This window comes from Maricurvus nonylphenolicus (assembly GCF_042854845.1).
Classification (GTDB): Bacteria; Pseudomonadota; Gammaproteobacteria; order Pseudomonadales; family Cellvibrionaceae; genus Maricurvus; species Maricurvus nonylphenolicus.
On sequence record NZ_AP031498.1, the window covers coordinates 5,153,426 to 5,178,331 of the forward strand.

The 24,906-nt window shown below is 51.2% G+C and carries 25 protein-coding genes; 11 read left to right on the forward strand and 14 right to left on the reverse strand.

What is annotated here, in order from left to right; genetic code table 11:
* Positions 1 to 61 precede the first annotated feature (61 nt).
* Complete coding sequence (locus ACGHZ6_RS22290) at positions 62 to 2,461, reverse strand: DUF748 domain-containing protein (protein WP_390616266.1); 2,400 nt, start codon at positions 2,459 to 2,461, stop codon at positions 62 to 64.
* A 76-nt stretch (positions 2,462 to 2,537) separates the two neighbouring features.
* Between ACGHZ6_RS22290 and ACGHZ6_RS22295 the strand changes: the two genes are divergently transcribed.
* From ACGHZ6_RS22295 to ACGHZ6_RS22305, 3 genes are all read left to right on the forward strand, one after another.
* On the forward strand, positions 2,538 to 2,828 hold the full coding sequence (locus ACGHZ6_RS22295) for a hypothetical protein (protein ID WP_390616267.1): 291 nt from the start codon (positions 2,538 to 2,540) through the stop codon (positions 2,826 to 2,828).
* 79 nt (positions 2,829 to 2,907) lie between these two features.
* A complete protein-coding gene (locus tag ACGHZ6_RS22300) occupies positions 2,908 to 3,909 on the forward strand; it encodes a metal-dependent hydrolase (protein ID WP_390616268.1) in 1,002 nt (333 codons plus the stop codon).
* A 168-nt stretch (positions 3,910 to 4,077) separates the two neighbouring features.
* Positions 4,078 to 6,045, forward strand: a complete 1,968-nt coding sequence (locus ACGHZ6_RS22305; protein WP_390616269.1) for an autotransporter domain-containing protein — start codon at positions 4,078 to 4,080, stop codon at positions 6,043 to 6,045.
* 58 nt (positions 6,046 to 6,103) lie between these two features.
* On the opposite strand, the gene ACGHZ6_RS22310 is transcribed toward ACGHZ6_RS22305, so the two are convergent.
* Positions 6,104 to 7,264: a lipase family protein gene (locus ACGHZ6_RS22310; protein WP_390616270.1), complete on the reverse strand. Its 1,161-nt coding sequence runs from the start codon at positions 7,262 to 7,264 to the stop codon at positions 6,104 to 6,106.
* Positions 7,265 to 7,560: 296 nt separating this feature from the next.
* On the opposite strand from ACGHZ6_RS22310, the gene ACGHZ6_RS22315 reads away from it, so the two are divergent.
* Entirely contained in the window at positions 7,561 to 7,788 is a 228-nt protein-coding gene (locus ACGHZ6_RS22315) for a hypothetical protein (RefSeq protein WP_390616271.1), read from the forward strand.
* 6 nt (positions 7,789 to 7,794) lie between these two features.
* Entirely contained in the window at positions 7,795 to 8,454 is a 660-nt protein-coding gene (locus ACGHZ6_RS22320) for a protein-L-isoaspartate(D-aspartate) O-methyltransferase (RefSeq protein WP_390616272.1), read from the forward strand.
* Here the strand turns inward: ACGHZ6_RS22320 and msrA are convergent, their stop codons facing one another.
* Both msrA and ACGHZ6_RS22330 read right to left on the reverse strand, forming a co-directional pair.
* On the reverse strand, positions 8,455 to 9,075 hold the full coding sequence (gene msrA / locus ACGHZ6_RS22325; RefSeq protein ID WP_390616273.1) for a peptide-methionine (S)-S-oxide reductase MsrA: 621 nt from the start codon (positions 9,073 to 9,075) through the stop codon (positions 8,455 to 8,457).
* Between the two features lie 118 nt (positions 9,076 to 9,193).
* Positions 9,194 to 11,215: a sodium-translocating pyrophosphatase gene (locus ACGHZ6_RS22330; RefSeq protein WP_390616274.1), complete on the reverse strand. Its 2,022-nt coding sequence runs from the start codon at positions 11,213 to 11,215 to the stop codon at positions 9,194 to 9,196.
* 407 nt (positions 11,216 to 11,622) lie between these two features.
* Between ACGHZ6_RS22330 and ppa the strand changes: the two genes are divergently transcribed.
* Positions 11,623 to 12,171 carry an inorganic diphosphatase gene (ppa, locus tag ACGHZ6_RS22335; RefSeq protein WP_390616275.1) on the forward strand — a complete coding sequence of 183 codons (549 nt, stop codon included), beginning with the start codon at positions 11,623 to 11,625 and terminating at the stop codon, positions 12,169 to 12,171.
* Between the two features lie 189 nt (positions 12,172 to 12,360).
* Here the strand turns inward: ppa and ACGHZ6_RS22340 are convergent, their stop codons facing one another.
* From ACGHZ6_RS22340 to ACGHZ6_RS22360, 5 genes are all read right to left on the reverse strand, one after another.
* A complete protein-coding gene (locus tag ACGHZ6_RS22340; protein ID WP_390616276.1) occupies positions 12,361 to 13,209 on the reverse strand; it encodes a hypothetical protein in 849 nt (282 codons plus the stop codon).
* Positions 13,210 to 13,264: 55 nt separating this feature from the next.
* A complete protein-coding gene (locus ACGHZ6_RS22345; protein WP_390616277.1) occupies positions 13,265 to 13,669 on the reverse strand; it encodes an arsenate reductase ArsC in 405 nt (134 codons plus the stop codon).
* A gap of 81 nt (positions 13,670 to 13,750) precedes the next feature.
* Positions 13,751 to 14,980, reverse strand: a complete 1,230-nt coding sequence (arsJ, locus tag ACGHZ6_RS22350) for an organoarsenical effux MFS transporter ArsJ (RefSeq protein ID WP_390616278.1) — start codon at positions 14,978 to 14,980, stop codon at positions 13,751 to 13,753.
* 26 nt (positions 14,981 to 15,006) lie between these two features.
* Positions 15,007 to 16,017, reverse strand: coding sequence for an ArsJ-associated glyceraldehyde-3-phosphate dehydrogenase (locus ACGHZ6_RS22355; RefSeq protein ID WP_390616279.1), 1,011 nt, complete (start codon positions 16,015 to 16,017; stop codon positions 15,007 to 15,009).
* 40 nt (positions 16,018 to 16,057) lie between these two features.
* On the reverse strand, positions 16,058 to 16,402 hold the full coding sequence (locus tag ACGHZ6_RS22360) for a metalloregulator ArsR/SmtB family transcription factor (protein ID WP_390616280.1): 345 nt from the start codon (positions 16,400 to 16,402) through the stop codon (positions 16,058 to 16,060).
* A 309-nt stretch (positions 16,403 to 16,711) separates the two neighbouring features.
* Here ACGHZ6_RS22360 and ACGHZ6_RS22365 point away from each other — a divergent pair, with 309 nt between their 5' ends.
* The gene (locus tag ACGHZ6_RS22365) at positions 16,712 to 16,969 is read left to right on the forward strand and encodes a hypothetical protein (RefSeq protein ID WP_390616281.1); all 258 of its coding nucleotides are present in this window, start codon (positions 16,712 to 16,714) and stop codon (positions 16,967 to 16,969) included.
* On the opposite strand, the gene ACGHZ6_RS22370 is transcribed toward ACGHZ6_RS22365, so the two are convergent.
* From ACGHZ6_RS22370 to ACGHZ6_RS22385, 4 genes are all read right to left on the reverse strand, one after another.
* A complete protein-coding gene (locus ACGHZ6_RS22370; RefSeq protein WP_390616282.1) occupies positions 16,966 to 18,009 on the reverse strand; it encodes a GGDEF domain-containing protein in 1,044 nt (347 codons plus the stop codon). The genes ACGHZ6_RS22365 and ACGHZ6_RS22370 overlap by 4 nt on opposite strands.
* A gap of 76 nt (positions 18,010 to 18,085) precedes the next feature.
* Entirely contained in the window at positions 18,086 to 18,868 is a 783-nt protein-coding gene (cysE, locus tag ACGHZ6_RS22375) for a serine O-acetyltransferase (RefSeq protein WP_390616283.1), read from the reverse strand.
* 27 nt (positions 18,869 to 18,895) lie between these two features.
* Positions 18,896 to 20,269 (reverse strand): MFS transporter, encoded by a 1,374-nt coding sequence (locus tag ACGHZ6_RS22380; RefSeq protein WP_390616284.1) that lies wholly within the window; start codon positions 20,267 to 20,269, stop codon positions 18,896 to 18,898.
* A 23-nt stretch (positions 20,270 to 20,292) separates the two neighbouring features.
* Entirely contained in the window at positions 20,293 to 20,979 is a 687-nt protein-coding gene (locus ACGHZ6_RS22385; protein ID WP_390616285.1) for a M15 family metallopeptidase, read from the reverse strand.
* A gap of 143 nt (positions 20,980 to 21,122) precedes the next feature.
* Between ACGHZ6_RS22385 and ACGHZ6_RS22390 the strand changes: the two genes are divergently transcribed.
* The 4 genes from ACGHZ6_RS22390 to ACGHZ6_RS22405 all read left to right on the forward strand — a co-directional run bounded on the left by ACGHZ6_RS22390 (position 21,123) and on the right by ACGHZ6_RS22405 (position 24,124).
* The gene (locus tag ACGHZ6_RS22390) at positions 21,123 to 21,407 is read left to right on the forward strand and encodes a TfoX/Sxy family protein (RefSeq protein WP_390616286.1); all 285 of its coding nucleotides are present in this window, start codon (positions 21,123 to 21,125) and stop codon (positions 21,405 to 21,407) included.
* A 408-nt stretch (positions 21,408 to 21,815) separates the two neighbouring features.
* Positions 21,816 to 22,703, forward strand: coding sequence for a protease HtpX (htpX, locus tag ACGHZ6_RS22395; protein WP_390619205.1), 888 nt, complete (start codon positions 21,816 to 21,818; stop codon positions 22,701 to 22,703).
* A 3-nt stretch (positions 22,704 to 22,706) separates the two neighbouring features.
* Positions 22,707 to 23,786, forward strand: coding sequence for a S1C family serine protease (locus ACGHZ6_RS22400; RefSeq protein WP_390616287.1), 1,080 nt, complete (start codon positions 22,707 to 22,709; stop codon positions 23,784 to 23,786).
* Between the two features lie 17 nt (positions 23,787 to 23,803).
* On the forward strand, positions 23,804 to 24,124 hold the full coding sequence (locus tag ACGHZ6_RS22405) for a Rieske (2Fe-2S) protein (protein WP_390616288.1): 321 nt from the start codon (positions 23,804 to 23,806) through the stop codon (positions 24,122 to 24,124).
* Here ACGHZ6_RS22405 and sfsA read toward each other — a convergent pair.
* A complete protein-coding gene (gene sfsA / locus ACGHZ6_RS22410; protein WP_390616289.1) occupies positions 24,121 to 24,870 on the reverse strand; it encodes a DNA/RNA nuclease SfsA in 750 nt (249 codons plus the stop codon). The two genes, ACGHZ6_RS22405 and sfsA, sit on opposite strands and share 4 nt — an antisense overlap.
* Between the last annotated feature and the right edge of the window lie 36 nt (positions 24,871 to 24,906).

The window sequence follows — 24,906 nt, forward strand, 5'->3', positions numbered from 1 at the left end:
ATTACGAGGTGTCGGCCACTCTGGAAACATGCGACCACACTCTGCACTGCTACCATAAAAGCTACATCGCCATCGATACACCACGAATACTATTATTCTTAAACTCCGGTTGGCACAAGAACACTCGACCAGACTCTATGCCCTGTTCTAGTAGGGCTTGCTTAACCTGAATGCTTCGCTGGCTGGCCAACTCCACCAGAACAGCTTCCTGGACAGGCACCTTAGGATTGAAAGATTGCAACGCCTGGCGATCTTCGTCGTTACTGGAAGCACAGGCGGTAAGATTTAACTTCGGTCGCGAAGCCAAAAGATCACTGACCTTACCCAGATAAGCCTGCTGCTCTGACGATAAACCGGCCTGGCCGGCTGGGTACTCAATGGGATCGAGACTGATTGAAGACAACTTGTCACCCACCATATTGGCGGCCATCAATACAGCACCATAGGGCTGCAGGGCATAGGTTAAATAATTTGTTGCGCCCGATTTCAATGCATTGGCCAGTGCTTTATTAATCACACTGCTGACATTGATATTAGGATCATCCAGCCGCCCCTTGATAGGCACCTCCAACTGAATATTGTCATCACCATCTCGCAGCATATTCAAGGCAAAGCTTAATGGTACATCCAACTGTTGTGCCATGGGCTGTGGTTTGCTCGGGTCAACAGATTTTAATTGCAGTTGGCGCAGCAATAGTTTGTTATTAAATTCAATATCGTTGTTGTCGATCTTCAAATCAAAATCGTGATCATATTGTCCGCGGGTTAAGTGATAGCCGATATAGGCCTCGCTATAAGGCGAAACACTCGGCAGTGGTACCGCTTTAATATCACCGCTTAACGCCAGGCCTACCTGTTCGGCAAAGGGTTTGATCTCGCCGTCAATTTTGATTTTGGAAAAATCACCCAAGCTGCCCAGCACACTCAATTGTGCCGGTTTATCAGGATAGCGCTGATCCAAGCCGGTCACAGAAACGTGATTGAGCTTAATGAATTCCTTAACCGGTACAGCAAAACGCTGATCGGTAAAATACAGCTGACTGGTGCCGCCAAGGCTGGCCTCACCCACGGCAAGAGTAAACGTCTTTTCTTCTGCCACAGATTCTGTTGTGCCCTGTGGCTCTGACGGTCTCTCTTCGGCAACATCATCTTCCGCCTGGTCTGTCAGCCCTGCCAGCACCGGCCCCAGCATAGTCTGCACCTGCAGCTCACCCTGCTCTGTAACAGTGAGCTGATAGTGAGCATCGGTAACCTGGCTTTTGGCAATTTGTAGGTGTTTACCCTCTTGCAAATCCCACTGATCAATATCAACCGCAGCGGCGTAAAAACGCCCTCGATCATCTTCCTCGCGGCTCAAACTATAAAGCTGTTCGGCGTGCAGCTGATCAAACCGCACATTGTTATTCTGATCCAGTGAAAGGCTATCGAGCGTTAAAACCTGCCAAGCCAAGAGCGCCAGTTGCTGCCGGGTATCCGTGATCATCAAACCGTTTGAGTTTAGGTTGCCCTGCACTTGATAAGTTAGCGCCTGCTGTTGCAGACCAAACATAATTTCGCCCTGCCAACCAAGCCCGTCCAAATCCAGGCGAATAGACTTGTACTCCGTCATGAAGTTTTGCAAACCCAACTGAGTCTGTACTCCGAGCTGTATATTACCTTGCCAATCCCATTCACCCTGCACATTAAGATCAAGATCAACCGCCCCCTTTAACGGCTCTTCCGGTAATGCGGTAATACCTGCAAGGTTAACCCCCTGCAGATTAAGTTGAGCACTTAAACTTGGCTGCTTATCCCAGGGGGAGACCTCAATATGCATATCCACCGGCGCCTGATTCCAGCTACCGTCAACGGACAAGACGATGGATTCATTTAGCCAGGTACTGGCATGCGCTATAGATAAATCTTCCAGGTACAACACACCTTTGGCAGCTTGGGTATAGAGGGTGAGCTCGGCATCCAACAATTGAAATGCTGCCACGGAAATTTTTGGCAAAGTAGCGGGCTCACCTGCCACCTCTGAATCTTCCTCGTTAACAACGCCAGATGTTTGCGCTTGCCCCTGAGTTAAGGGCACAATAATTTCCAGCTCACCATTGTCCTTCTGAAAGATCCCCAAGCGGGCACCCTGCAATTGAACCTCCTCCAGGTGAATCACACCGGAGAACAATTTGAGCCAACTGAAATTTACAACGACAGTATCAATACTGAATTTAGGAGAATCATCGCGCTGCACGCTTGCCTCTCGCAAGCTCAACCTGCCGCTAAACAGATTGACATCCATATCTTTAATGGCCAACTGACCCACGCCCGTCGACGGCAGCCAATAGATCAATCCCCAGCGAACAGCCTCTGGCAAAACCGTTACAAATACCGCCAGAGATAATAGGGTTATCAACATGCGCTTACGCCAAGCACCGCGATTAAATACTTGTTCCTTTAGCTTCTCAAACAGCGCCTGCATATGCCCCGAATTCCTTATTAACGGTTCTTAACCCTTTCTATGGTAGGATATTCTAATTGTTTTCTGGATAATATGTTTGAATATGAAATCCCTGTTACGGCAAGTGTGTGCCCCTGTTTTAACGATTTTTGAATCCGGTGACGGCGACTATGCGTATAAGCCTTCACACCGCATTGTTCTGATTGTGATGGGTTGTCTGTTTAGCGGTTTGGCGGCGATGGTAGTTGCCCTGATGCTTCTCGGAAGTGGTGGCGATCCAGGTTATGCCATTCCCGCGCTGGTATTTGGCGGTGCAGGGTTGGTCAGCCTGATTGTTGGCACCTTAGGCAATGATCGCGCGGTCGCCAAAATCTGGGGTTCCAGATAAACACGCAGCCCAGACAGGCGCTGCTGTTTTTGAAGGACCCTGTCGAGCACAAGGTTGAGGATACGGTTGAGGACTAAGCATGGATCCAGTCACCCAAGGCGTATTAGGCGCTGTTGTTACCCAAAGCCAGGTTAAGCCCAAGCAACTGGCCCAAGCGGCCTGTATTGGTGCCATGGCGGGTATGGCTCCCGATCTTGATGTATTGATACGCTCGGCAACTGATCCATTACTGGCGATCGAATTTCACCGCCACTTTACCCACTCGTTATTCTTTATCCCGTTTGGTGCCCTGATCTGCAGCCTGGTGCTCTACCCGCTACTTGGCAAACGCTGGCAGCTCAGCTTTAAGAGTGTGTACCTGTGGTCGTTTATCGGTTATGCCACCCATGCACTTCTTGACGCCTGTACCAGCTACGGCACCCAATTATTTTGGCCCTTTAGCAGTCAACGTTTTGCCTGGGATACCATCTCGGTTGTTGATCCCGCCTTTACCCTGCCAGTGTTAATACTGTGTTTTTTGGCCTGTAAACGGCAGTCGAAAACCTTTATCTATGCCAGCATTGCCTGGATGGCCATCTATATGTCCATCGGTCACTTGCAGCATGATCGCGCCAAAGCGCTGGGAGAACAGTTGGCTCAACAGCGAGGCCACGAAGTACTGCGTCTGGAAGTCAAACCCAGCTTTGGCAACCTGGCGGTTTGGAAAGTAATTTACGAAACTCCCACACATTTTTATGTCGATGCAGTTAAACCCGGCCTGAGTCAGTCGCGCACCTGGACTGGCGACAAAGTCGTAAAGCTGGATTTGAACCAACACTTCCCCTGGCTGGATCAGGATTCTCGCCAGGCGCATGACATCGCCCGCTTTAGCTGGTTTTCAGGGGATTATGTGGCTGTCGATCCGCTTAATGAATTGCAGATTGTTGATATCCGTTACTCGCTGTTACCTCAGGATATAAAACCCATCTGGGGTATCAAGCTTTCTCCCCAGGCCGCCACTGACCAGCATGTGCAGTACTACACCAGCCGTGAAGACTCGCGCCAGGCGTTAGGTACCTTAATCGAGATGATCTTCGAGTAGGTTACCATTTACTCACCTCTTCCAATCACTAAACCGTTCCGTTACTATCGACCGGATTCGAGGGAAGTTATAACAATAATAAAAATATATAAGGATCACACCATCCAGTGATGATCCCGGCATTACAAGTCTAAATCCTAAATAATAAAAATAGACAGGACTTATGCTATGCCTCGAGAGACTGAGAAACTATGTGCACGCCCAAAAACCTCTAAATTTGCCAAAACCAAACTGCATTGCGCTATTGCCTTAAGCTGTGCGATCGCCTCCGCCCCCACTATGGCTGCGCCCTATAGCGAGCTGATTGTATTTGGTGACAGCCTGCTCGACAGTGGTCAATTCCCCAACCCGGGAGCACCGGGGACCGGATTACGATTTACCAATACCGATGGCAGTGGTGTGTTTGAGCAAGTAGCGGTTCAACATCTGGCGGAATCACTGGGACTGGGCAATCTGGGACCATCGACACCTTCCGACACAGCGGTAACCGTTGGTACCAACTATGCTGTGGGTGGCTATACTACGGACCAGATCCTGGCATCGATTACCGACCCCAATGGCTCCGTTGTGGATGCCACAGGTTTTGGCGGTGGTATTACAACCCGCAACGGCTACCTGGTGGATAACCCCACGATTGATGCCAACGCTTTAATCTTTATTGATGGTGGCGGCAACGATATTTTGCAGGGTGACGTCACTGATGCGACCACTGCGGCCGCCGCAGCCAACAATCTTAAAGTGGGTATTGAAGCCCTGGCTGATGCCGGTGCCAACTACATCATGTATGCCAATACCCCATCGTTTGATCTGACCCCCTTAGCGGCAGCGATGGAAGCGGCTTCTCCTGGCAGTAGTGCAGGCCTCCAAGCTTTGGGAAATCTATTAGAACAAACCGTCTACGCAACTTTACGCGAGACAAACGCCAATATTATTCCAGTTGATATGGGAGGCCTGGTAGAAGAAATTTTGCAAGATCCGGATGCCTACGGTTTTGACAGCAGCCTAGGGTCAGAGCTCTACACCACCTGCTACAATGCATCAGCCTCTCCACTGACTACCTGTACGGAGAACACCACTTACGGAATTTCTAGCGCCAACCCCGACCCAAGTAAACTGCTGTATAACGATGACGTTCACCCAACAGCAGCACTACACAATATTATGGGTGACTTTTACGCTTCCATCCTACAAGCCCCAGCAGAAGTCAGCATGTTGCCACGTATGGCCACCAATGCCGTCAGTAACAATATCACCCGCCTGCAGCAGCAACTGCGCGTAGCACCAACAGGTGATAGCAGTGCTATTGGCACCTGGCAGTTGCTGACCAATCTGGAATCCAGTGAAATTAAATACCGCGATAATTTCAGCTCAGCAGACGGCGAGCAGAACCGTGATATAGGTTCGATTGGTTTGCGTTATACCATTGACCATCACTGGAGCAGTGGTGTGATGCTCGACATCTTTAATGATGAGTGGGAAAACGACACTTCCGAATACCCCATGAAAGGTTTTGGTGTAACAGCCTTTGGTCAGTACCGCAGCCAAACCTGGCAAGTCGATATGATGGCGGGTATTGCCGACTTTGACTTCAACGATTTGGAACGCGGTATTCAACTGGGCCAACACCTGCGCACCGAAACCGGTAACACCGATGGCTTTGCCTACAGCCTGGCATCCGAAGTAGGTTACAACCTGGCGCCGGAAATTGGTCAGTGGGCTTACGGCCCGCGGGTAAACCTGCGTTATATTCGTAGTGAAGTTGAAGGCTATAGCGAAAAAAGTGGAAGCTCTACCTCGCTCAAGTATGAAGATCAGGTTCAGGAATCTTTAACCTCAGAGTGGGGAATGTTTCTGCGTTTTGTCACTGCCGACGCCAAGCTGACAATCAATACCGAAGTCGGTTTACGCCACGAACATATTGATAGCGATGAAATGGTACGCATGACTGCACTGTCACTGGATCTTAATAGCTATGAGTTGCCCGGCAGCCAACAGGATGCAGACGACGAGGTAACGGCATCCGTATCCGCCAGCTATCGTTTAACCGATGCCACAGCACTGACTGCAAGTTATCAGTATGTGGATGGTGACGATGAGAACAAAGCCTTTAACGTTGGCTTAAGTTTGCGTTTTTAATCGTTAGCTCGGTTTCTCAAAAAGTCGCACTGCCATGCAGTGCGACTTTTATGTATCACTAAATTTCTGCAATTTCTTCGGCAGCTTTCGCCATTACCTCTTCAGCGGCTTTTTCTTTCGCAGCATCTTCGACAACCCGACTTTCACTCACAGCCTCAACCACCAAGTGTTGATTGGCTTCCAACGCGATAGCGCGAAGTTTTACGCAATAGTTTTTAATCGAGTGGTCTTTTAGCAACATGGTTGGCCCATAGCGCTTTAAACGTTCCACCATACGTTCCAAACGATAGGGAAGCGGCGGGTTGGCAATTAGCTCTAATGCTGTCATGGCGTTGGGGCATTCAATATCTTCAACCGAGGTCAAATATCGCTGATCACCGTAGTGGCTATAGCCTTGAAAATTGCTCAACCAAGCACGCATTCTTTGCATCCAGCGCAACGGCAGTAACGCCACCGCAGCTAACAGTAAATCAATGGTCCACTTCGGAGGAGGCAACTGCGGCACGCCGTCGGCAGCATTGACAAGACGGTAAATGGGAATCTTCACGCCGTCAATAAAGGCCAGATCACCGACACGCGGACCGCCAAAAGTATAACAGGCTCCAGCACTTAAACAGCCCAGGTGCTTGGCGCCCATAACCGCTAAAGCCGCCCCCAGGGAGTGACCGGTAAAATAAAGCGGTAAGCCCGGGTTCTGATCAATAATCTCTTGTAGAGGTTTGTGCAAAAACTCGTAAGCGCGATCAAACCCTGTATGCACCGCATAACCATCGCGTTTGGTCAGGTTGCCCTGTAAATCGGTTTTAATATCGGCCCAGTTTTTTTCTGTACCACGAAAAGCAACCACCAACATGCCTGGATCGTCCTGCTCGCGGTCAGCTTCGCGCTTGGCGACAAAGCACTGGCTATCAGCCACGCTAAGGGCTTTGACTAATGTCAGGCCAGCCTTTTGCAAAGGCCCGGTTAGCAATGCATCCGGGTCCCCTTCGGCATCGCGGGACTGGCTGATAATCTCTTTTAATTGCTCAGCCACTTCACTCTCATTGGTGGCCGCCAGGATTTGTTTGGCCAAATCCGGTAACTTTTTCGGTACTTCGAAGCGCACGTAAGCAAGGCGTGACAACTCTGCCATCATCCAGGCGGTGCGATCACTGTAGGCTGGACGACTAACCGGCAGCGATAACAGCTGCGGTTCAGAAAAGTACGTATCCTGTTGCATATGACTATCCTTATCCCTATTCCTGAGCGTAAGCATGAGAGAATTGGCCTACCTTAGCGGCGGGCACAACACGAGACAATACACGAGCCCCAACGCCAAACAAAGAACAAACCCAGGTACTCGCAGTGAAATGTCGCGCCAAACAACATCATGGCATAAACCCGCTAATAATATTAATGATCTATGACAGAATCGTGTTAGCAGAAAATATTATATCTACTTTGCCCACTCACTCACCTCAGAGATCAAGCCAAGCTTTATACTAAAACTGATGACAATAATGAGGGAGTGACCAAATGGATATGCAACATATGCACACAATGTATGAAACCGGCCGCCTGATTGATGCTGTCGCCATTCCCAGCCGGGAGGATCATGGCTGGCATTTGGACTGCCACGATCTGTGGGGGCACACCCTGCACCTGACTACCACACAGGGCCGGCCCTGTAACTTCCATACCCTGGACGCCGCCAGTGCAGCAGCACAGAGAATCGGCTTTAATGAGATGCGTATTGCCGAATAGCAGGTTATGGATCGGCAACACCTGCTTGATGGGTTAATGGAAGAAATCCATCAGGAATACCAAGACACCGCCAATTACACCCACTGCCAGCATGTCAGCCTGGCAGTGGAAGAAGCCTTACGTGAAGTACCACGCGATCTGTTTGTGCCGCCTGACTATCGCGATTACGCCTTTGCCAACAAACCCCTGCCTATTGGCAGCAATCAAACCATTTCGCAGCCCTATATCGTCGCCATCATGACTGATCTGCTGCGCTTGCAAAAAAACAGTAAGGTGCTGGAAATCGGTACCGGCTGCGGTTATCAAACCGCCATTCTGGCAAAACTTGCAACCAAGGTTTTTAGCGTGGAAATTATTCCAGCTCTGCATCAACAAGCGCTGGATAATTTATTGATTTGTGGTGTTAACAACTGCCATTTAAAACTGGGCGACGGCAATGAAGGCTGGCCACAAGAAGCCCCCTTCGATGCCATTATTGTGACCGCCTGTGCCGACGAGATCCCGCATCCACTGCTAGAACAATTATCGCAAGAAGGCCGCCTGGTGATTCCCTTAAAGCTTTACGGGCAACAACAACTTTGCGTGGTGACTCTGGATCAATCCCGGCAGCCACATGTGCAACCGTTGTTACCGGTACGGTTTGTGCCTTTTGTCAGAGTGTCTTGATTACTCTTTGAAAAGCAAGCGCTCTTCACCCCACAACTCATCCAGACGCTTATCGCGACGACAACCGTTACGGTAAAACTTATAACGAATGGGATTACGCTGATAATAATTTTGATGGTAGTCTTCAGCTGCATAGAAAGTCGCGCCCAATTCAATTTCAGTCACGACGTTTTGAGACAGACGGCCACTGGCATCCAATGCTTTAATACTTTTTTCCGCGGCGATTCGTTGCTGATCATTTAACGGAAAAATACCGGTGCGGTAATGGGCGCCGCGATCACAGAACTGACCACCGTCATCCAATGGATCAACGTTCACCCAAAATACCTGTAACAGTTTTTCATAACTGACCTTACTGGGGTCATAGGTAATCTGTACCACTTCGGCATGGCCGGTTTGACCGCGGGATACCTGTTTATAGGTTGGATTTAATTCTTTACCACCGGCATAACCCGACAGGGTTTCAATAACGCCATCAAGCTTGTCAAACGGCGGCTCCATACACCAAAAACAACCGCCAGCAAAAATGGCTTTTTCATACTGCGCTTTTTGCTCGGCCGACAAACCCGACGATAACCCCGTCGACAGCAGCAATACAACCACACCCAGTACTTGTCTCATAACATCCCCATCAATTTAAAAACCGTTACACATCAAGACCACGATGCTAATCAACAGTTCAAAAAAAACGGGAGCCAGGCTCCCGTTAATCTTCTCTCTCTTGTCTTTTTCCTCTGATTTAGCCCAACAGCGGCGCGATCACCAGCGACACAATCGCCATCACATTAATGAGGATATTCATAGCTGGCCCACTGGTATCCTTGAACGGATCGCCAACGGTATCACCAACAACTACGGCTTTATGCACATCAGAACCCTTGCCACCGTGATTGCCTTTTTCGACATACTTTTTAGCGTTATCCCAGGCACCACCAGCATTGGCCATCGTCAAGGCCAACAGCACACAGCTGATTAAGGCGCCGCCGAGCAAACCGCCCAGCGCTGCAGGCCCGATGCCAAAGCCCACAACTACCGGGGCAGACACCGCCAACACACCGGGCAAGACCATTTTGCGTAACGCCGCCTGGGTTGCAATATCCACACAGCGACCACTATCGGGCTTGGCTTTGCCCTCCATCAAGCCGGGGATCTCCTTAAACTGGCGGCGGATTTCCTTGATCATATCGAAGGCTGCATCCCCCACCGCTCGCATGGTCAGGGCGCTAACCAAAAACGGGAAAATTCCGCCAAGGAACATACCCATCAGCACCTGCGGATCATTTATAGCCAAACTGAATCCCTGAACATGCTGCTCAACAGTCTCAATAAAGGCCGCGATAATCGCCAGTGCTGCCAAGCCTGCCGCGCCGATAGCAAAACCTTTACCGATGGCTGCGGTAGTATTACCCACCTCGTCCAGACCGTCGGTAATTTCACGGGTTTCCTCACCCAATTCAGCCATCTCGGCGATACCACCAGCGTTATCTGCTACCGGGCCATAGGCATCGATGGCCATGGTTATGCCCACTGTGGATAACATACCTACCGCCGCAATACCCACACCGTAAACACCAGCACCGACCGGCAGTAACGTACTCGCCGAGTAGATAATGCCAGCGATCATCAGTACAGGAACCACGACTGACTCCATCCCCGTAGCCAAACCGGAGATCATCACCGTTGCCGGTCCGGTTTCTCCGCCTTCAGCAATCAGGCGAACGGGCCTGCCACCCGTGTAGTACTCGGTAACCAAACCGATCACAGCGCCACCAATGGCACCACAGACCACACACAGCCAGACCGCCTGAGAAACCCCTAAACTGTTAAGCACACCCCAGGCAGCGGCAACAAATAAGATCGTCGCTCCCAGCGTGCCCATGCGCAGAGCCACATCTGGAGCTTTACTGGACGCGATACGGACCAGGGCAATGCCCATAATTGAGCAGAGGATACCCACCGAAGCCAGTGCCAGCGGTGCAAACATCAACTCAGCCCTGTCGTTCGCCAGCGTAGTGACCGCAGCCATCGCCATGGTGGAAGCAATAGCAATCGTGGCAATCATGGAGCCACAGTAGGATTCGAAAATATCCGACCCCATACCCGCCACATCACCCACGTTATCGCCAACATTATCGGCAATCACACCGGGGTTGCGCGGATCATCCTCGGGGATACCGGCCTCAACCTTGCCCACCAGATCGGCACCAACATCAGCACTCTTGGTATAGATGCCTCCTCCGACACGGGAGAACAGCGCCACGACCGAGGCCCCCATACCAAAACCATGGATAGCATGGACGTGAACGGGATCATTACCGAAGACTAAATACAAGCTGCCTAAACCGAGCAGACCCATGGCCGCAACCACCAACCCCATGATCGAACCACCGTAGAAGGCGACACTCAGCGCCGTCGAGGCCCCTTCTGTCGAGGCGGCAACCGTGGTGCGAACATTGGCCTTGGTAGCGGTATACATGCCGATATAACCGGCAAATGCCGAGCAGAATGCCCCCACGACAAACGCCACAGGTGTATGCCAGGACTGAAACCCGATAAATAAACCAATCGTGAGAACCACCCCAAAGATGGCGAGAATCGAATACTCCCGCCGCATAAACACCATAGCCCCCTGGTGAATCGCGTCGGCAATTTCAGCCACAACCCCTTCACCGGCAGGATAACGTTTAACAATCTGGTAAATAATGAATGCAGCAAGTAACCCTATACCGCCGAGAATCGGCGGCAACAGCAGCATGTCCATAGACAACCCTCTACTTATTATGAAGTGGATGTCTTGAGCAGCATTTATACGTGCTTGGAGCCTAAGATATGCCTAATGATCGGCAGAATGCCCCGAATTACACCAAGTCCAACAGATAAAGCCATTTGCAGCACGCAAAAAACGCTTTTCCAGACTCCCTTGTGTACATTTCCACGGTTTGTGGGCGTACGGCCCGATCCATCCCCATTTAAGGCCGCATACACTGATACTATGCCTATCCCCACACCTCTGCAACGCTTTCCTTACCCCCCGCCAGCCCACCCAAACTAAAGGCACACCAATAAAACCCTGTCTATAGACCTATCCGCTAATTGTTAAGGCTGGCAGATGTGGTAGAATCGCGGCTTTTTTAACCACCCTCCCAATATCAAAGTGGACCCCAGAGCATGAGTTACGATCTAGTTTCCGCAGGTAAGGACCTGCCAAACGATATCAATGTGATTATCGAAATCCCGCTGAATGGCGATCCTATCAAGTACGAAGTAGACAAGGACTCCGGCGAGATCTTCGTTGACCGTATGCTGGGCACTGCGATGCACTACCCTTGCAACTACGGTTACGTACCTCACACCCTGTGCGGCGACGGCGACCCTGTTGACGTGATGGTGGTTATGCCTCTGGCCGTTGTACCAGGTGCTGTTATCCGCTGCCGTCCTGTTGGTGTTCTGAAGATGACCGACGACGGTGGTGAAGATGCCAAGATCGTTGCCGTACCTCACGAGAAGGTAACTCCGCTGTACAAAGACGTACAGGACATCAACGATCTGCCAGAGCTGACTCTGAATCAGATCTCTCACTTCTTCCAGCACTACAAAGATCTGGAACCAGGCAAGTGGGTTAAAATCGAAGGCTGGGGCAACGCTGAAGAAGCCCGCAAAGAAATTGCCGACTCTGTGACCAATTTCGAAGCCGCCAAGGAAAAGCCAAACTTCTAAGTTTGAAGTTGGTTTATGCCTCATAAAAAACGCGCCTTAAGGCGCGTTTTTTAGTTTCTGACAAAACATCTAAGACACTGGATTCCTGCCTACGCAGGAATGTCGTTAATAAAGAAGTCATTTATGTCGTTCCTGCGTAGGCAGGAACCTAGCGTCTTTTATACTTCCACGATGAACTTAGCACCTCAGTTATTCCAGACTAATTCCACTGGTATCCGGCTCAGGCGGTGGAGGCGGAGGTTTTATCTGCCCCATATCACTGCCCACGGGCGCTAATCCAAAGTCATCCACCTCAAGGGTGGGTAGCGGAATATTGGTTTTCTCATCTTCCGGCAACAGGTCCTCGCCCACATCGGCGAGCGATATCGCGCTGACATCAACCTCAACACTTTCCTCCACCGGGCGCTCGGCTTCATCCACTAAATTGCCCTGGCTCTCGCGCAGGGACAAATCACTGACATCCACTTCAACCGCTTCAACCACCTGTCGCTCTTCGGGTTTTAGCACATCACTGCCCACCGCGGCGATGGACCAGCCAGTATCTGGATCAATAATTTCACCGGCACGATTGCCTGCGCCATCTTCCGCTGCACGCTTGGCCTCTTTTTCTGCCAGTTCTTTTTCCGTAGCAGCCAAACGCTCCTGCAGCGTCATGGCCTTTTTTTCTACCGGTTTGGCAGGGGGTTGCTCTGCAGCAGCAGCCGGAGGAGAAGAAGGAGCAGGAGAAGATGTAGGCTGGGATGCTGCCGCAGCTGTACGCGCAGGGCGGGGTTTTCTCTGCGGCGGTTTCTTAGCGGTTACACTTCCAGCTGGCGCCACCTGAACATCCGCACCGGCTTTGCGCAACACCGCCTGGTATTTCTCCGCCGCCGCTTTATCCAGGTTTCGCTTTAAGGGAACAGCACCGCCCACAAACAGGGCATTGATTCGTGCTTCATCAGCCTTAAAAAGCTGCGCCAAACGCTGCTTAACCTGGATCAATTGATGACCAGGTAAAATATCGCCACGAAAAACTATATCGTAAAGCTCAGCGCTCACTGCAACTCCTTATTGCTGGGGCTATGTAATCTCTATATTACCCCAACTACAGGGATTATCCAGCCAGGCGGGAAAGCAGGTTACTCACCCGTTGCCCTACCTCATCGCGTACCTGACGGAATTCTTCCAGCGGCATATGCTTGGGATCAGGCAACGGCCAATCCTCTCGAATGGCAGCGCGCACCTCGGCACAATTATCACCACAGCCCATAGTAATCACAGCCGCATAATCGGCATCGGGCACATCGGTTAAGGATTTTGATTGATGACGGTTAAGGTCGTAATCCAGCTCGGCCATCACTTCGATGGCGCGCGGGTTTACCTTGCCTGACGGATTTGATCCGGCACTGAACACCGTAATGTTATCATGCGGATTCTGCAGCCGATAAAGATGGCCATAGGCCTCGGCCATTTGACTGCGACAACTGTTTTCAACACAAACAAATAAAACCTGCTTCATGCCTGATCCTGTAAGTAGTCCCTGTAGCTTGTTTGCAATTCGGACCAGAAAAATGCCCGATAGTTCACAAGCCTACAGGAATTACTTATGCCGCGGCAATGCAAGCGATAAGAATGCGGCCAGCACAACAAACGCACTTGAGACGTACAGACACAATGACAAGCCACTGATACCCATAGACGCCAACTGAAACAACCAGCCCGACAACAGGGTCCCCATAAGTCGCCCCATAGCATTGGCCATATAGTAAAAACCAACATCCAGCGAGACACCATCTTCCTTGGCGTAACTCACAATCAGGTAACTATGCAGTGAAGAGTTAAAGGCGAACACCACACCAAACAACAATAAACCACCCAAGACCGCTGCTTGAATATTTATACCTACCTGCAAGGCCAGGGCAATGGCTGCAGGAATAAACAATAACAGGCAGGCCCAGGCAAAGGCGCTGCGACCATCCGGCACTCGACCATCGCGCCCCCGCACCCACTTAGGCGCAACCGTTTGCACCAGACCGTAACCAATAACCCACAGGGCTAAAAAGCTGCCCACTTGCCAGTGATTCCAATCCAGGCTTTGACTTAAAAAAACCGGCAGCGCCACCACAAACCAAACATCGCGGGCACCGAATAAAAACAAACGCGCGGCGGACAAATAGTTAACGGCAGGACTTTTGGAAAAAATTTCACTGAACTTGGGTTTGTTTTTGGTTTTACCCAAATCCTGTTTTAACAGGTACAAACTTAGCAACCAGATCACGGTGAGCATAATCGCCATAGCCAATACGGCACCGGCAAAACCCAATAGCGTTAACAGCAAACCGCCCAGAAAAAAACCAATGCCTTTTAAGGTGTTCTTTGAGCCGGTTAATATGGCTACCCAGCGAAAAAGCGCGCCCTGTGCATCACTGGGCACCAGGGTTTTCACCGCACTCTTGGCGCTCATTTTATTGAGATCCTTGGCAATCCCCGACAACGCTTGCGCGGCCATCACCCAGGCCACCGTTAACCAGGCGGGATCCACCACCAACATCAGCAGCGCCACAACCTGCAGCGCCAAACCGATATTCATGGTGCGATTTAATCCCCAACGGGCTCCCAACCAGCCGCCGACCAAATTGGTCACCACACCAAAGAATTCGTAAAACAAAAACAACATCGCAATCGCCAGCGGCGCATATCCCAACTGATGGAAATACAACACCACCAGCATGCGCAACGCGCCGTCGGTTAAGGTAAACGCCCAGTAGTTACCGGTAATTACCAAATACTGTTTAATGGTATCCGGTAGCGATGCGATACGTGCAATCATGGTCCCCTCTATATAAATCAATCAGCTTATAACTGATAAGCTAAACCCACCTTGCGAGCCAGTTCCATGGTGCGGTTTACATATCCCCACTCGTTGTCATACCAGGCGTAAAGTTTTACCTGGGTGCCGTTAACCACCATCGTAGACAGTGCATCAATTACACTGGAGCGAGGATCGGTGCGGTAATCGATAGACACCAACGGCCGATCTTCAAAACCCAATACACCTTGCAGCTCGCCTTCTGCCGCTTCGCGCAACAGTTGATTGACTTCATTCACATCGGTAGGACGGGCAACTTCAAAGACACAGTCAGTCAGCGAGGCATTGGCCAAAGGTACACGCACAGCATGACCGTTTAACTTCCCTTTCAGTTCAGGAAAGATATGCGTAATCGCAGTCGCCGATCCGGTTGTTGTGGGAATCAAACTCATGCCACAGGCGCGCGCCCGACGTAAATCCTTATGCGGTGCATCAAGAATGGTTTGGGTATTGGTAATATCGTGAATAGTGGTCATGGAACCATGCACAATACCCAGCTTTTCGTGAATGACTTTTACCACCGGCGCCAGACAGTTAGTGGTACAGGACGCCGCCGTGACCAGGCGATGTTCGGCTGCATCAAACAGGTGATCATTCACACCCATCACTACATTGAGCACACCCTCTTCTTTTACCGGCGCAGTAACCACTACACGTTTTACGCCCTGATCCAAGTAGGCCTGCAACAGAGCCTTGGTTTTCATTTTGCCCGAGGCTTCAATCACCAGATCACAACCGGACCAATCGGTTTCGCCGACGGTTTTATTCTGACTGGTCGAGATTTGCTGCTCACCGATTCGCATAACACCATTTTCGACGATAGCTTCATGCTGCCAACGGCCGTGCACGGAATCAAAATTCACCAGGTGCGCCAGAGTTGCCGCATCACCGGCGGGATCATTGATATGCACAAACTCAAATTCCGGCCAGTCAAACGCCGCGCGCATAGCTAAACGCCCCATACGACCGAAGCCGTTGATACCTACTTTAATCGTCACAGGAAATACCTCTTTTCTTACTCTGTTTGCGACTGCGCTACTAACAGCAGCTCGCTAACCGTTCCGGGCGATCGCCCATGGCCGCCAACCGCTTCAGGTCGGCCTTGATAACTCTCTGATTGGCGCCCAACGTCCGCTCAATGACCTCTTGCACCCACGCTGGCAACGCATCACTGATCCGGTAATAAATCCACACTCCCTGACGCCTGTCCTGCAGCAAACCCACCTTGCGCAGTTGTGCCAGGTGGCGAGACACTTTCGGCTGATTCTCATCCAGCGCCTCAGTTAGCTCGCAGACACACAATTCCTGCTCCTTGGCGATCAACAGCAACAACCGCAGGCGGGTTTCGTCCGCCAGACTTTTAAATAGCGACACAGGTTCCATAGGAGCCCCTCAAGATTATCGAAAGCAATATATACGAAAATCCATATATATGAAATTGCGCATATATTAATTTTAAATGACATCTCAGTAAATAGACTTAGATCGCGGCCGATATGCTTACCTAAACCGGCCTAATTCTGAGAGATCGCCATCAGCCATGTGAGCATTCTCGCACAGGCTTTATAGCCTTAGTTCACTAGCGGAAACTCTGATATAGCACCATACTTTTCATGCTCTCAGAGTGGTGGTCGAGTGCTGGTTTTATATTTATTGATTTACGGTGTAGGGATGGGGTTACCCAGAATGCTTATGTCAAAGGAAGATCGTACGTTGGTAATCGGCAGTCAACGAGTAAAGCTTGACGCCATCTCAAACAAAGTCCGTCAGGACATTGCGTTTCTGTCTGCTCGTATTGATGCCATGAAGGCACAGCGAGTGCCCAATGAAGTGGTATTGCGTACCTATGAGTCCATGCTCGCCAGCCGCGAGTCGGTGATGAGCTGGCTGATGGAATATGACGAAAGTGACGACTCGGCCCAGCGCCTGAATAACCTCAACCTTAATTAACCCTTATCCGCGACAACCTTGTTGCGACCACTGGTTTTGGCTTGATACAGGCACTTATCTGCACGCTCAAACAGGGTTTCCGGAGAATCGCCGCGCCGGAAGCCCGACATACCTACCGACACGGTGATCTTGCCTAAATCGCGCTTGTCCGCACCTGTCGATTTACCTGCCCCTATCGTCAACTTGGTTTGCGCCACAGCGTTAACTATAGATTCCGCCACCGCTCTGCCGCCACCGTATTCTGTGGTAGGTAACACCACGGCAAACTCTTCGCCGCCGTAACGGGTCACCAAATCACGACCCTTGACGTTGTTTTTAATCGTACTGGCGACAAACCGCAGTACCCGGTCCCCCACCAAATGGCCGTGCTTGTCGTTAAAGTCTTTAAAGTGATCGATATCCACCAGCAACAGACAGCAGTGACGCCCGTTACTCGATGCCGCTTCAACCTCAGCGGCCAGACACTGGTCAAACGCACGGCGATTACCCACCCCGGTCAGCGAGTCAATCAGGGCCGCCTGCTCCAATTCATAGAGACTGGCTTTCAGCTCGGTAATTTCGGCCTGCAGGGCCTCTACATTACCGCAGGCATTACAACTGACCGTTCGCGCCTGCTCTGTTTGCTTGAGCAGTTTCTGCACCAATTGCTGCAGCAGATCGACATCTGGATCCCCCTTGAGCTGCTGCTGGCACTCGCTGAGTTGATCGCCATAAGCCTCCAGCCCCAAGCTGACATCATGCAGCTGGGTTACCAGATTATCGATAAGCTGTTTTATGGCATGGCGTAGCAGCTCCAGTTGGCGCTGATCGTGCTCAACAAAAAAGCGCTGGTACAGCTGCTGGCAGATGTCGCGAGTAAGCTTGCTATCCCTGGCCCGCAGCTTATCCAGCTCCTGATTGAGGCGCGGCTTGTCGCCCACCTCGTAGTGGTACCAGATGGAAATATTTTCTGGTGTCGTGGGCACCCCCAGTTCGTGCAGATTGGCCAGGGCCTTTTGCAAATACTCGGTTGCCAGCTGAATCAGGGTGTTATCGGTCACTCGCTATCCGTCAATCCTATGTGGGAAGCTCTTTACAGGCGGTCTTTACAAACTATAGCCGCTCTGTGAGCAAGCGTTAGCCATTGAGCTGCTGGTCCATATCCAGCGCAGGTGACGCCACCTGTGGTTTACCTACAACTTTGGCGGGCACGCCAGCAACAGTGGTATGCGGTGGCACAGGGTCGAGCACAACACTACCGGCTGCAATCTTGGCACCTTCACCAATCTCGATATTACCGAGAATCTTGGCTCCTGCACTGATCAGCACCCCGCGACGAATTTTCGGGTGACGATCACCGCCCTGGCAACCAGAGCCCCCCAGGGTCACGGCATGCAACATGGAGACATCATCATCAACCACCGCCGTTTCGCCCACTACAACCCCAGTGGCGTGGTCAATCATAATGCCACTGCCAATACGCGCGCCGGGATGAATATCCACACCGAAGGTTTGCGAGATCTGGTTTTGCAGGTAAAGCGCCAGACCATAGCGCTGTTTGGCCCACAACCAATGGCCAATGCGGTAAGACTGCAGGGCATGAAAACCCTTAAAATACAAAAACGGCATGGTGTATTTATCACAGGCCGGATCGCGATCTTTATAGGCCTGCATATCGCGATACATGGCATCAACAATACTGCCATCACTGCTCATAGCATCTTCGAAGACTTCGCGAATCACCATGGCCGGCACACTGGGGCTGGCCAGTTTATTGGCCAACTGGAAGCTGATTGCCGCTTCGAAGGTGGCATGATTTAAAATAGCGGCGTGATAATAACTGGCCAAAATAGGCTCTTCTTGTCCTGCCGCTTCTGCCTCTGCGCGAATCTCACGCCAGATGCGTTCTGCCAAATTCATACACTACTCACTTCGCTTGTCGATTGCCTACAGTCCAGGCTGTTTTCTAAATTCTGCCACTCGCCAGAAGATTACACCACAAATCAGCAGGTGCAATAACACGACAACAATAAACATATCCGGTATCGACCAACCGAGATTACCCAGCAGCACAGCCCCCATTACAGCAGAAGCCACCATAAACAAGGCGTTGTAAACATTGTTGGCGCCCATAATCTGCGCCCGAACACGTTTATCACTGCGCTCTTGCAGCAACGCAGCCAAGGGCACCACATAAACACCACCACACACACCTAACAATGCAACATCAATCACTACCCGCCAGATATCCGGGCGTGCCAGTAACTCTGCCAGTGGCTGAATCGAGCCATCACCAGTCGCAGCGGTAGCCATAACCGCCTTACAGGCCAACACCAACTCGATACCCATCAGCGTCACCCCCAAAGCGCCCACAGGCACCAAGCGGGGATTGATCTGGCCTTTGGAAAAGCGCTCGCAGGCCAGCGAACCTGCGCTAAGGCCTAATAAAAACAACAACAATAAAATCGGCACCAACATGGGATCGGCCATCAATACCGAGCGGGCCAGGTTTGGAATTTGGGTTAAATAAATGGAGCCCAAAAACCAGTACCAGGACAAACCGATAATTAACCAAAACACCATTTTTTCACGGCCAGCATACTGTAGTGTGCGCCGAGTCTGAGTCCAGGGATTCCACTGCAAACTTAACGCTTTGTTGGCAATAGACACCGTGGGAATTTTGCAGCTGGAGTACCAACCCCATAACGCCAAACTTAATGCACCAAGACCAATAATCCACTTCCCGCCGGCAACCTGCGCCGCAAGGCTACCGCCAATTAATCCCAGGAAAATGGCAATCGAGGTGCCCGCATGCATCAGTGCATTGGCGCCAACCAAAGCTTCAGGTTTTACCAACTGCGGCACAATGGCGTACTTTAATGGACTAAAGCAGGCAGACTGAATCCCGGTGCACAACAACACCAATAACAACGCCAGGGGGGAACCCAACCACAGGGCAACACCACCCGCACACATGATAAGGACTTCGGCGACCTTAATGCGACGGATGATAGCACTGCGTTCGTACTTATCGGCCACCTGCCCCATCAAAGTGGCAAACAATAGAAAGGGAATAATCAACGTCGCCGAGATCAGATTGTTAATAATGTTGATATCGATACCCCAGTGGTGAATACCGCCGTAGGTGAACAACATTAACAGTGCGCTTTTATAAAAGTTGTCGTTAAAGGCACCGGTAAACTGGGTAACAAACAGTGCGCGAAACACCGGCTCACGCAATAACTGTTTCTGGTTTGTGGCCTGCAAGGGCAATTGTTCAGAGCCCGAGGCAGCTATATCCAACGCTGGAACTTCCGACATAAGCGTTTTCCAATTACTTCCAGTTAGACACGAATAAAACGCGTCACTATTTCATCTATATGCGCCTCAACCTGAGGCAGCAATGGCAACTTCACTGCACGCCACAGCGGCAATAAATTCTCAGGCGTTTGCAGCGCCGCATATTGTTGCGCCACTGGCGCGTAACTTAAATGCCAGGGCTCCGGAGCCACACCACCACAATCGTTAGCGTAAGGACGGAAAAAACCATAAGCCCTGCCATCGGCGATACGCTCAGTCAGCCAGTCAGTCAACGTACTAAAAGGACCTTCACCACTGTATTCTGCGGGCACCAGTTGCAATTGATAATCTTCACTCACCGCTGAGCCATCAAAAACATCGATATCGGTGCCCCAATGATGGCGCGATGCCCCCGGCAGTGCCGACCAGCGTAAAATCGCCCACATCAATTCTTCTTCCGTGAGAGTTTGAATAGCCAACGGCTGGCCACCGCTATCGAGTACCGGCCGCCCACCACTCACCTTGCCAGACCAAATCGCCAACTGGCGCTCAAAACTGCGAAAACTGCTGGCCACCGACAATTGAAACCCCGCCTGTCTGGCATCGGCACACAGCGCCTGCAGGTCATCGACCATCTGTCGGTGAAATAGTCCCGGCAGCCCGGCAACCGTGCACAGGTGGTCTTCGGTTTTACCGCAGGCTTGATCCAACAGGTGTTGAGCTGAAGTCATAGGATTCTCATCAGTGCTCATTTAGGGCCCAGGTATTAGTATTTGCCAAGGCCCAGCAAGTCTGTATTATAACCAATAGCCCTATCAAGGCAGCTGGTAACATAAAAAATACAATAACCAAACCAACTTGGGGACTCGCCGTTATGACATCCAGTCATAGTGAATTGCTCCACCTGAAGAATCTGGGCGCCGCTTCTGTGAATATCCTTCACGCCGTCGGCATCAATACCTATGAAGACCTCCAGTCCGTCGGTCCCGTAGAGGCCTACCGCCGCATCCAGGATCGTGGCATCAACGTCAGTAAAGTGATGCTTTATGCCCTGCAAGGCGCCCTGCTCAATGTCCACTGGAATGAGCTGGAACCGGATCTAAAGCAACGTCTGGTTGACGATGCTGGCCGCCCGGCTATGGAAGGCGTCTCTCAGTAACGCCTCCTTTCCCTCTCTGCAGGCAACAACCTTCCCACTATTTAAGCAGTAATATGCTGCTGCATCAGTCTTTCGCCTGAAAAGATACAAATGATAATTATTCTTGTTGACAAGGCAAATGAGAATAATTACTATTACAACCGTCGACTGATTATCGACAACGAGTTAAGGACACATGACCTTTTCTCTCCTTTGAAATCAGGCTAATCACGGTTGCTTAGGCCGCCCCTTTTGGGGCGGCCATTTTCTTTTCAGCCTTCCTGACTTTATTCGCAGTCCTCCGCTATAATCCCGCACCGTCTCCGAGCAGAGACCAACCTTTACCAAATTTAACCCATCAACCATTGAATTTTCCCCCTCTGGAACCATCATAAGCACCAGAGATTAGTCATTTTGGAGAAATACCCCGTGCTGCGTATCGGCCTGTTCCTTTTAACCAATATTGCCGTCCTTATTGTCGCCAGTATTACCCTCAACCTGCTGGGCGTTGGCCGTTTTGTCGAAGCCAATGGGCTCAATTTGGGCAACCTGTTGGCATTCTGTGCTGTATTTGGTTTTGTCGGCGCCTTTGTGTCGCTGTTTCTGTCGAAGACCATGGCCAAGATGGGCACTCGCACCCAGATAATCGAGCAACCTCGCAATGCCGATGAACAGTGGTTAATGCAAACCGTAGCCGAGCTGGCCGAAAAAGCCGGTATTGGTATGCCACAGGTGGGTATTTTCCCGTCCCAGGAAGCCAACGCCTTTGCCACCGGCTGGAACCGTAACGATGCCCTGGTGGCCGTAAGCCTGGGTTTGCTGCAACGTTTCTCCCGCGACGAAGTCAAAGCAGTCATGGCTCACGAGATTGGCCACGTCGCCAACGGTGATATGGTGACTCTGTCACTGATCCAGGGTGTGGTGAATACCTTTGTCATGTTCTTTGCTCGCATTGCCGGCTACGCCGTGGATAGCTTCCTGCGTCGTGGTGAAGGCGAAGGAGTAGGGATCGGCTTTTACATCGCCACCTTTGTATTCGAAATCATTTTCGGCATTGCCGCTTCTATCGTTGTTGCCTGGTTCTCCCGTATGCGGGAATACCGAGCCGATGCCGCCGGTGCCTCCCTGGCCAGCAAGGAATCCATGATCAGCGCCCTGCAGCGCTTAAAACTGGATCACGAAGCGCAGCTGCAAACACAAATGCCTGATAGTATCTATGCTTTTGGTATTAACGGTGGGTTTAAGCAGCACCTGACCAGCCTGATGGCCAGTCACCCGCCACTGGATGATCGCATTCGTGCCCTACAGAACAGTTAACTTATGATGAAATTAAATCACGGGCCAGCCAAAACGCTGGCCTTTGTGTTTTTGGGTTTTATTTGTTCCCTCTTTTCATTTCAGGCTTTCGCCGCCTTTGCCACGGACGATGAAGAAAACACCATGGAGGTATTTAGCGCCTCCAACCCTTCTGTCGTCTACGTCACCAACCAGGCACTGGTGCGCGATCCTTACTCCTTTGATTTACAAACTGTGCCGCGTGGTGCCGGTACCGGTTTTGTCTGGGATAAGCAGGGTTATATCGTCACCAACTTCCATGTGATTGAAGGCGCCCGCCAAATCACTATCACCCTGCAAAACCAGACCCACTACCAGGCTCAGGTTGTTGGCATAGCGCCAGAAAAAGACCTGGCAGTGCTGCGCATTAAGGCACCAGCCGAAGAGCTCAACCCGCTGCCGATTGGTAACTCCAACGATTTGACCGTAGGCCGCAAGGTGCTGGCCATTGGCAATCCGTTTGGTCTGGATACCACCTTAACCGTGGGTGTTGTCAGTGCCCTGGGACGGGAAATTAAAGCCCCCAACAACCGTACAATTCGCGGTGTAATTCAAACCGATGCCGCCATTAACCCCGGCAACTCCGGTGGCCCGCTGCTCAACTCCAGCGGTGAGCTGATTGGCGTCAATACCGCTATCTACAGTCCCAGCGGCGCCAGCGTCGGTATTGGCTTTGCCATCCCAGTTAATACCGTGAAAAAAATTGTGCCGCACCTGATTCAAAATGGTCGTCTGGTTCGCCCGGCCCTTGGTATCGAAGTAGCCCCTGACCACTGGGCGGCGCAATACCAGGTCAAAGGCGTGCCCATTTTGCGGGCAACTCCGGGCTTGCCTGCTCAACGCGCGGGCATGCAGGGCATGTATCGCAACCGCTGGGGCGCCACTGTGCTCGGCGATGTGATTATTGGCCTTGGCGGTGATGTGGTGGAAAATCAGGATGATCTGCTTAGCGCTCTGGAAAACTTCAAACCCGGCGATACCGTGCAAGTTGATGCGGTTCGCGATGGCGAGATCAAACAATACCGCGTGCAGCTTATTGGCCCCAACGAGCAGCGTCGACGCTAGGATTTTAAAAAGCGACAATGAAAAAACTTTGCCATATCGACGAGATCGACAACCACAACAGCAAGGGCTTTGATTTTCACGGTCAACTGCTGTTTGCCGTGCGCCAACAGGATAACGTCTACGTTTACCGCAACAGCTGCCCACACTTGGGGATTCAGTTGGAGTGGTTGCCTGATCGTTTTCTCGATGTCGAAGGCGAGCTGATTCAGTGCTCCACCCACGGCGCCCTGTTTACCATTGATGAAGGTCTGTGTATTAGCGGTCCCTGCAGTGGCCAGTCACTGCAGGCTGTGGATCACGAAGTGCGCGATCAGGAGATTTACGTCGCGCTGGATTAAACAGTCTCTACAGGTATCGCCTGCTCCAGTTTGATTTCTTCAGGGCTAAGGCGCGCCCGGTATGCAAGCACTTCCACACCGGCATCAACTGCCTCAGCAAAGGTCTCCGCGTAAGCACTGTCTATATGTGCCGCTGGCGTCACCGACTCAATAGCAGAGTGCTGCACACAAAACAGCAGTACCGCGCGGTGGCCCGCCTCGACCATAGCGATTAACTCGCGGAGGTGTTTGGTACCGCGGGTTGAAACCGCATCAGGAAAATAACCTTTACCACTTTCGTTAGCAGCAGGCCCCTGCTCTGCGTCTTCCAGCAGAGTGCAGTTTTTGATCTCCACATAACACTGGCCTTGCTCGCCGCTGAGCAGAATATCGATGCGGCTATTTTCTTCACCGTACTTCACTTCCGTGCGCAGCTCGTCGTAGCCCTGTAACTCGGTGATCACACCGTCGTTGATTGCCTCAACCACCAGCGCATTGGCACGCCCGGTATTAATGCCCGCCAGATCGCCCGCGGGTGTGGTGGCGATTTCCCAGGTAAAGGGATATTTACGCTTGGGGTTATCGGACACAGAAAACCAGCACGGCGTCTCTGGTGCCCAGCAATTCTTCATCGAGCCGGTATTGGGGCAGTGGATCGTGGTTTCCTCTGCCGCCTTTTTATTACCATTATCTAAACGGATGTCAGCCAAAAAACGCTTGTAGCGCTTTAATAATGTTGCCTGCTGTAACGGAGGAGAAAACTTCATAGGTTATTAATACACCGATTCTATAGAGATAAGTTT

Excerpts from the sequence above, each read along its gene's own strand:
- ACGHZ6_RS22380 (WP_390616284.1), bottom strand. The coding sequence starts at position 20,269 with ATGTCGGAAGTTCCAGCGTTGGATATAGCTGCCTCGGGCTCTGAACAA.
- ACGHZ6_RS22360 (WP_390616280.1), bottom strand. The coding sequence starts at position 16,402 with ATGGAACCTGTGTCGCTATTTAAAAGTCTGGCGGACGAAACCCGCCTG.
- ACGHZ6_RS22305 (WP_390616269.1), top strand. The coding sequence starts at position 4,078 with ATGCCTCGAGAGACTGAGAAACTATGTGCACGCCCAAAAACCTCTAAA.
- ppa (WP_390616275.1), top strand. The coding sequence starts at position 11,623 with ATGAGTTACGATCTAGTTTCCGCAGGTAAGGACCTGCCAAACGATATC.
- ACGHZ6_RS22400 (WP_390616287.1), top strand. The coding sequence starts at position 22,707 with ATGATGAAATTAAATCACGGGCCAGCCAAAACGCTGGCCTTTGTGTTT.
- ACGHZ6_RS22320 (WP_390616272.1), top strand. The coding sequence starts at position 7,795 with ATGGATCGGCAACACCTGCTTGATGGGTTAATGGAAGAAATCCATCAG.
- ACGHZ6_RS22385 (WP_390616285.1), bottom strand. The coding sequence starts at position 20,979 with ATGACTTCAGCTCAACACCTGTTGGATCAAGCCTGCGGTAAAACCGAA.
- ACGHZ6_RS22345 (WP_390616277.1), bottom strand. The coding sequence starts at position 13,669 with ATGAAGCAGGTTTTATTTGTTTGTGTTGAAAACAGTTGTCGCAGTCAA.
- ACGHZ6_RS22300 (WP_390616268.1), top strand. The coding sequence starts at position 2,908 with ATGGATCCAGTCACCCAAGGCGTATTAGGCGCTGTTGTTACCCAAAGC.
- ACGHZ6_RS22390 (WP_390616286.1), top strand. The coding sequence starts at position 21,123 with ATGACATCCAGTCATAGTGAATTGCTCCACCTGAAGAATCTGGGCGCC.
- msrA (WP_390616273.1), bottom strand. The coding sequence starts at position 9,075 with ATGAGACAAGTACTGGGTGTGGTTGTATTGCTGCTGTCGACGGGGTTA.
- ACGHZ6_RS22405 (WP_390616288.1), top strand. The coding sequence starts at position 23,804 with ATGAAAAAACTTTGCCATATCGACGAGATCGACAACCACAACAGCAAG.
- ACGHZ6_RS22330 (WP_390616274.1), bottom strand. The coding sequence starts at position 11,215 with ATGGACATGCTGCTGTTGCCGCCGATTCTCGGCGGTATAGGGTTACTT.
- ACGHZ6_RS22310 (WP_390616270.1), bottom strand. The coding sequence starts at position 7,264 with ATGCAACAGGATACGTACTTTTCTGAACCGCAGCTGTTATCGCTGCCG.
- sfsA (WP_390616289.1), bottom strand. The coding sequence starts at position 24,870 with ATGAAGTTTTCTCCTCCGTTACAGCAGGCAACATTATTAAAGCGCTAC.
- cysE (WP_390616283.1), bottom strand. The coding sequence starts at position 18,868 with ATGAATTTGGCAGAACGCATCTGGCGTGAGATTCGCGCAGAGGCAGAA.
- ACGHZ6_RS22365 (WP_390616281.1), top strand. The coding sequence starts at position 16,712 with ATGTCAAAGGAAGATCGTACGTTGGTAATCGGCAGTCAACGAGTAAAG.
- ACGHZ6_RS22290 (WP_390616266.1), bottom strand. The coding sequence starts at position 2,461 with ATGCAGGCGCTGTTTGAGAAGCTAAAGGAACAAGTATTTAATCGCGGT.
- ACGHZ6_RS22315 (WP_390616271.1), top strand. The coding sequence starts at position 7,561 with ATGGATATGCAACATATGCACACAATGTATGAAACCGGCCGCCTGATT.
- arsJ (WP_390616278.1), bottom strand. The coding sequence starts at position 14,980 with ATGATTGCACGTATCGCATCGCTACCGGATACCATTAAACAGTATTTG.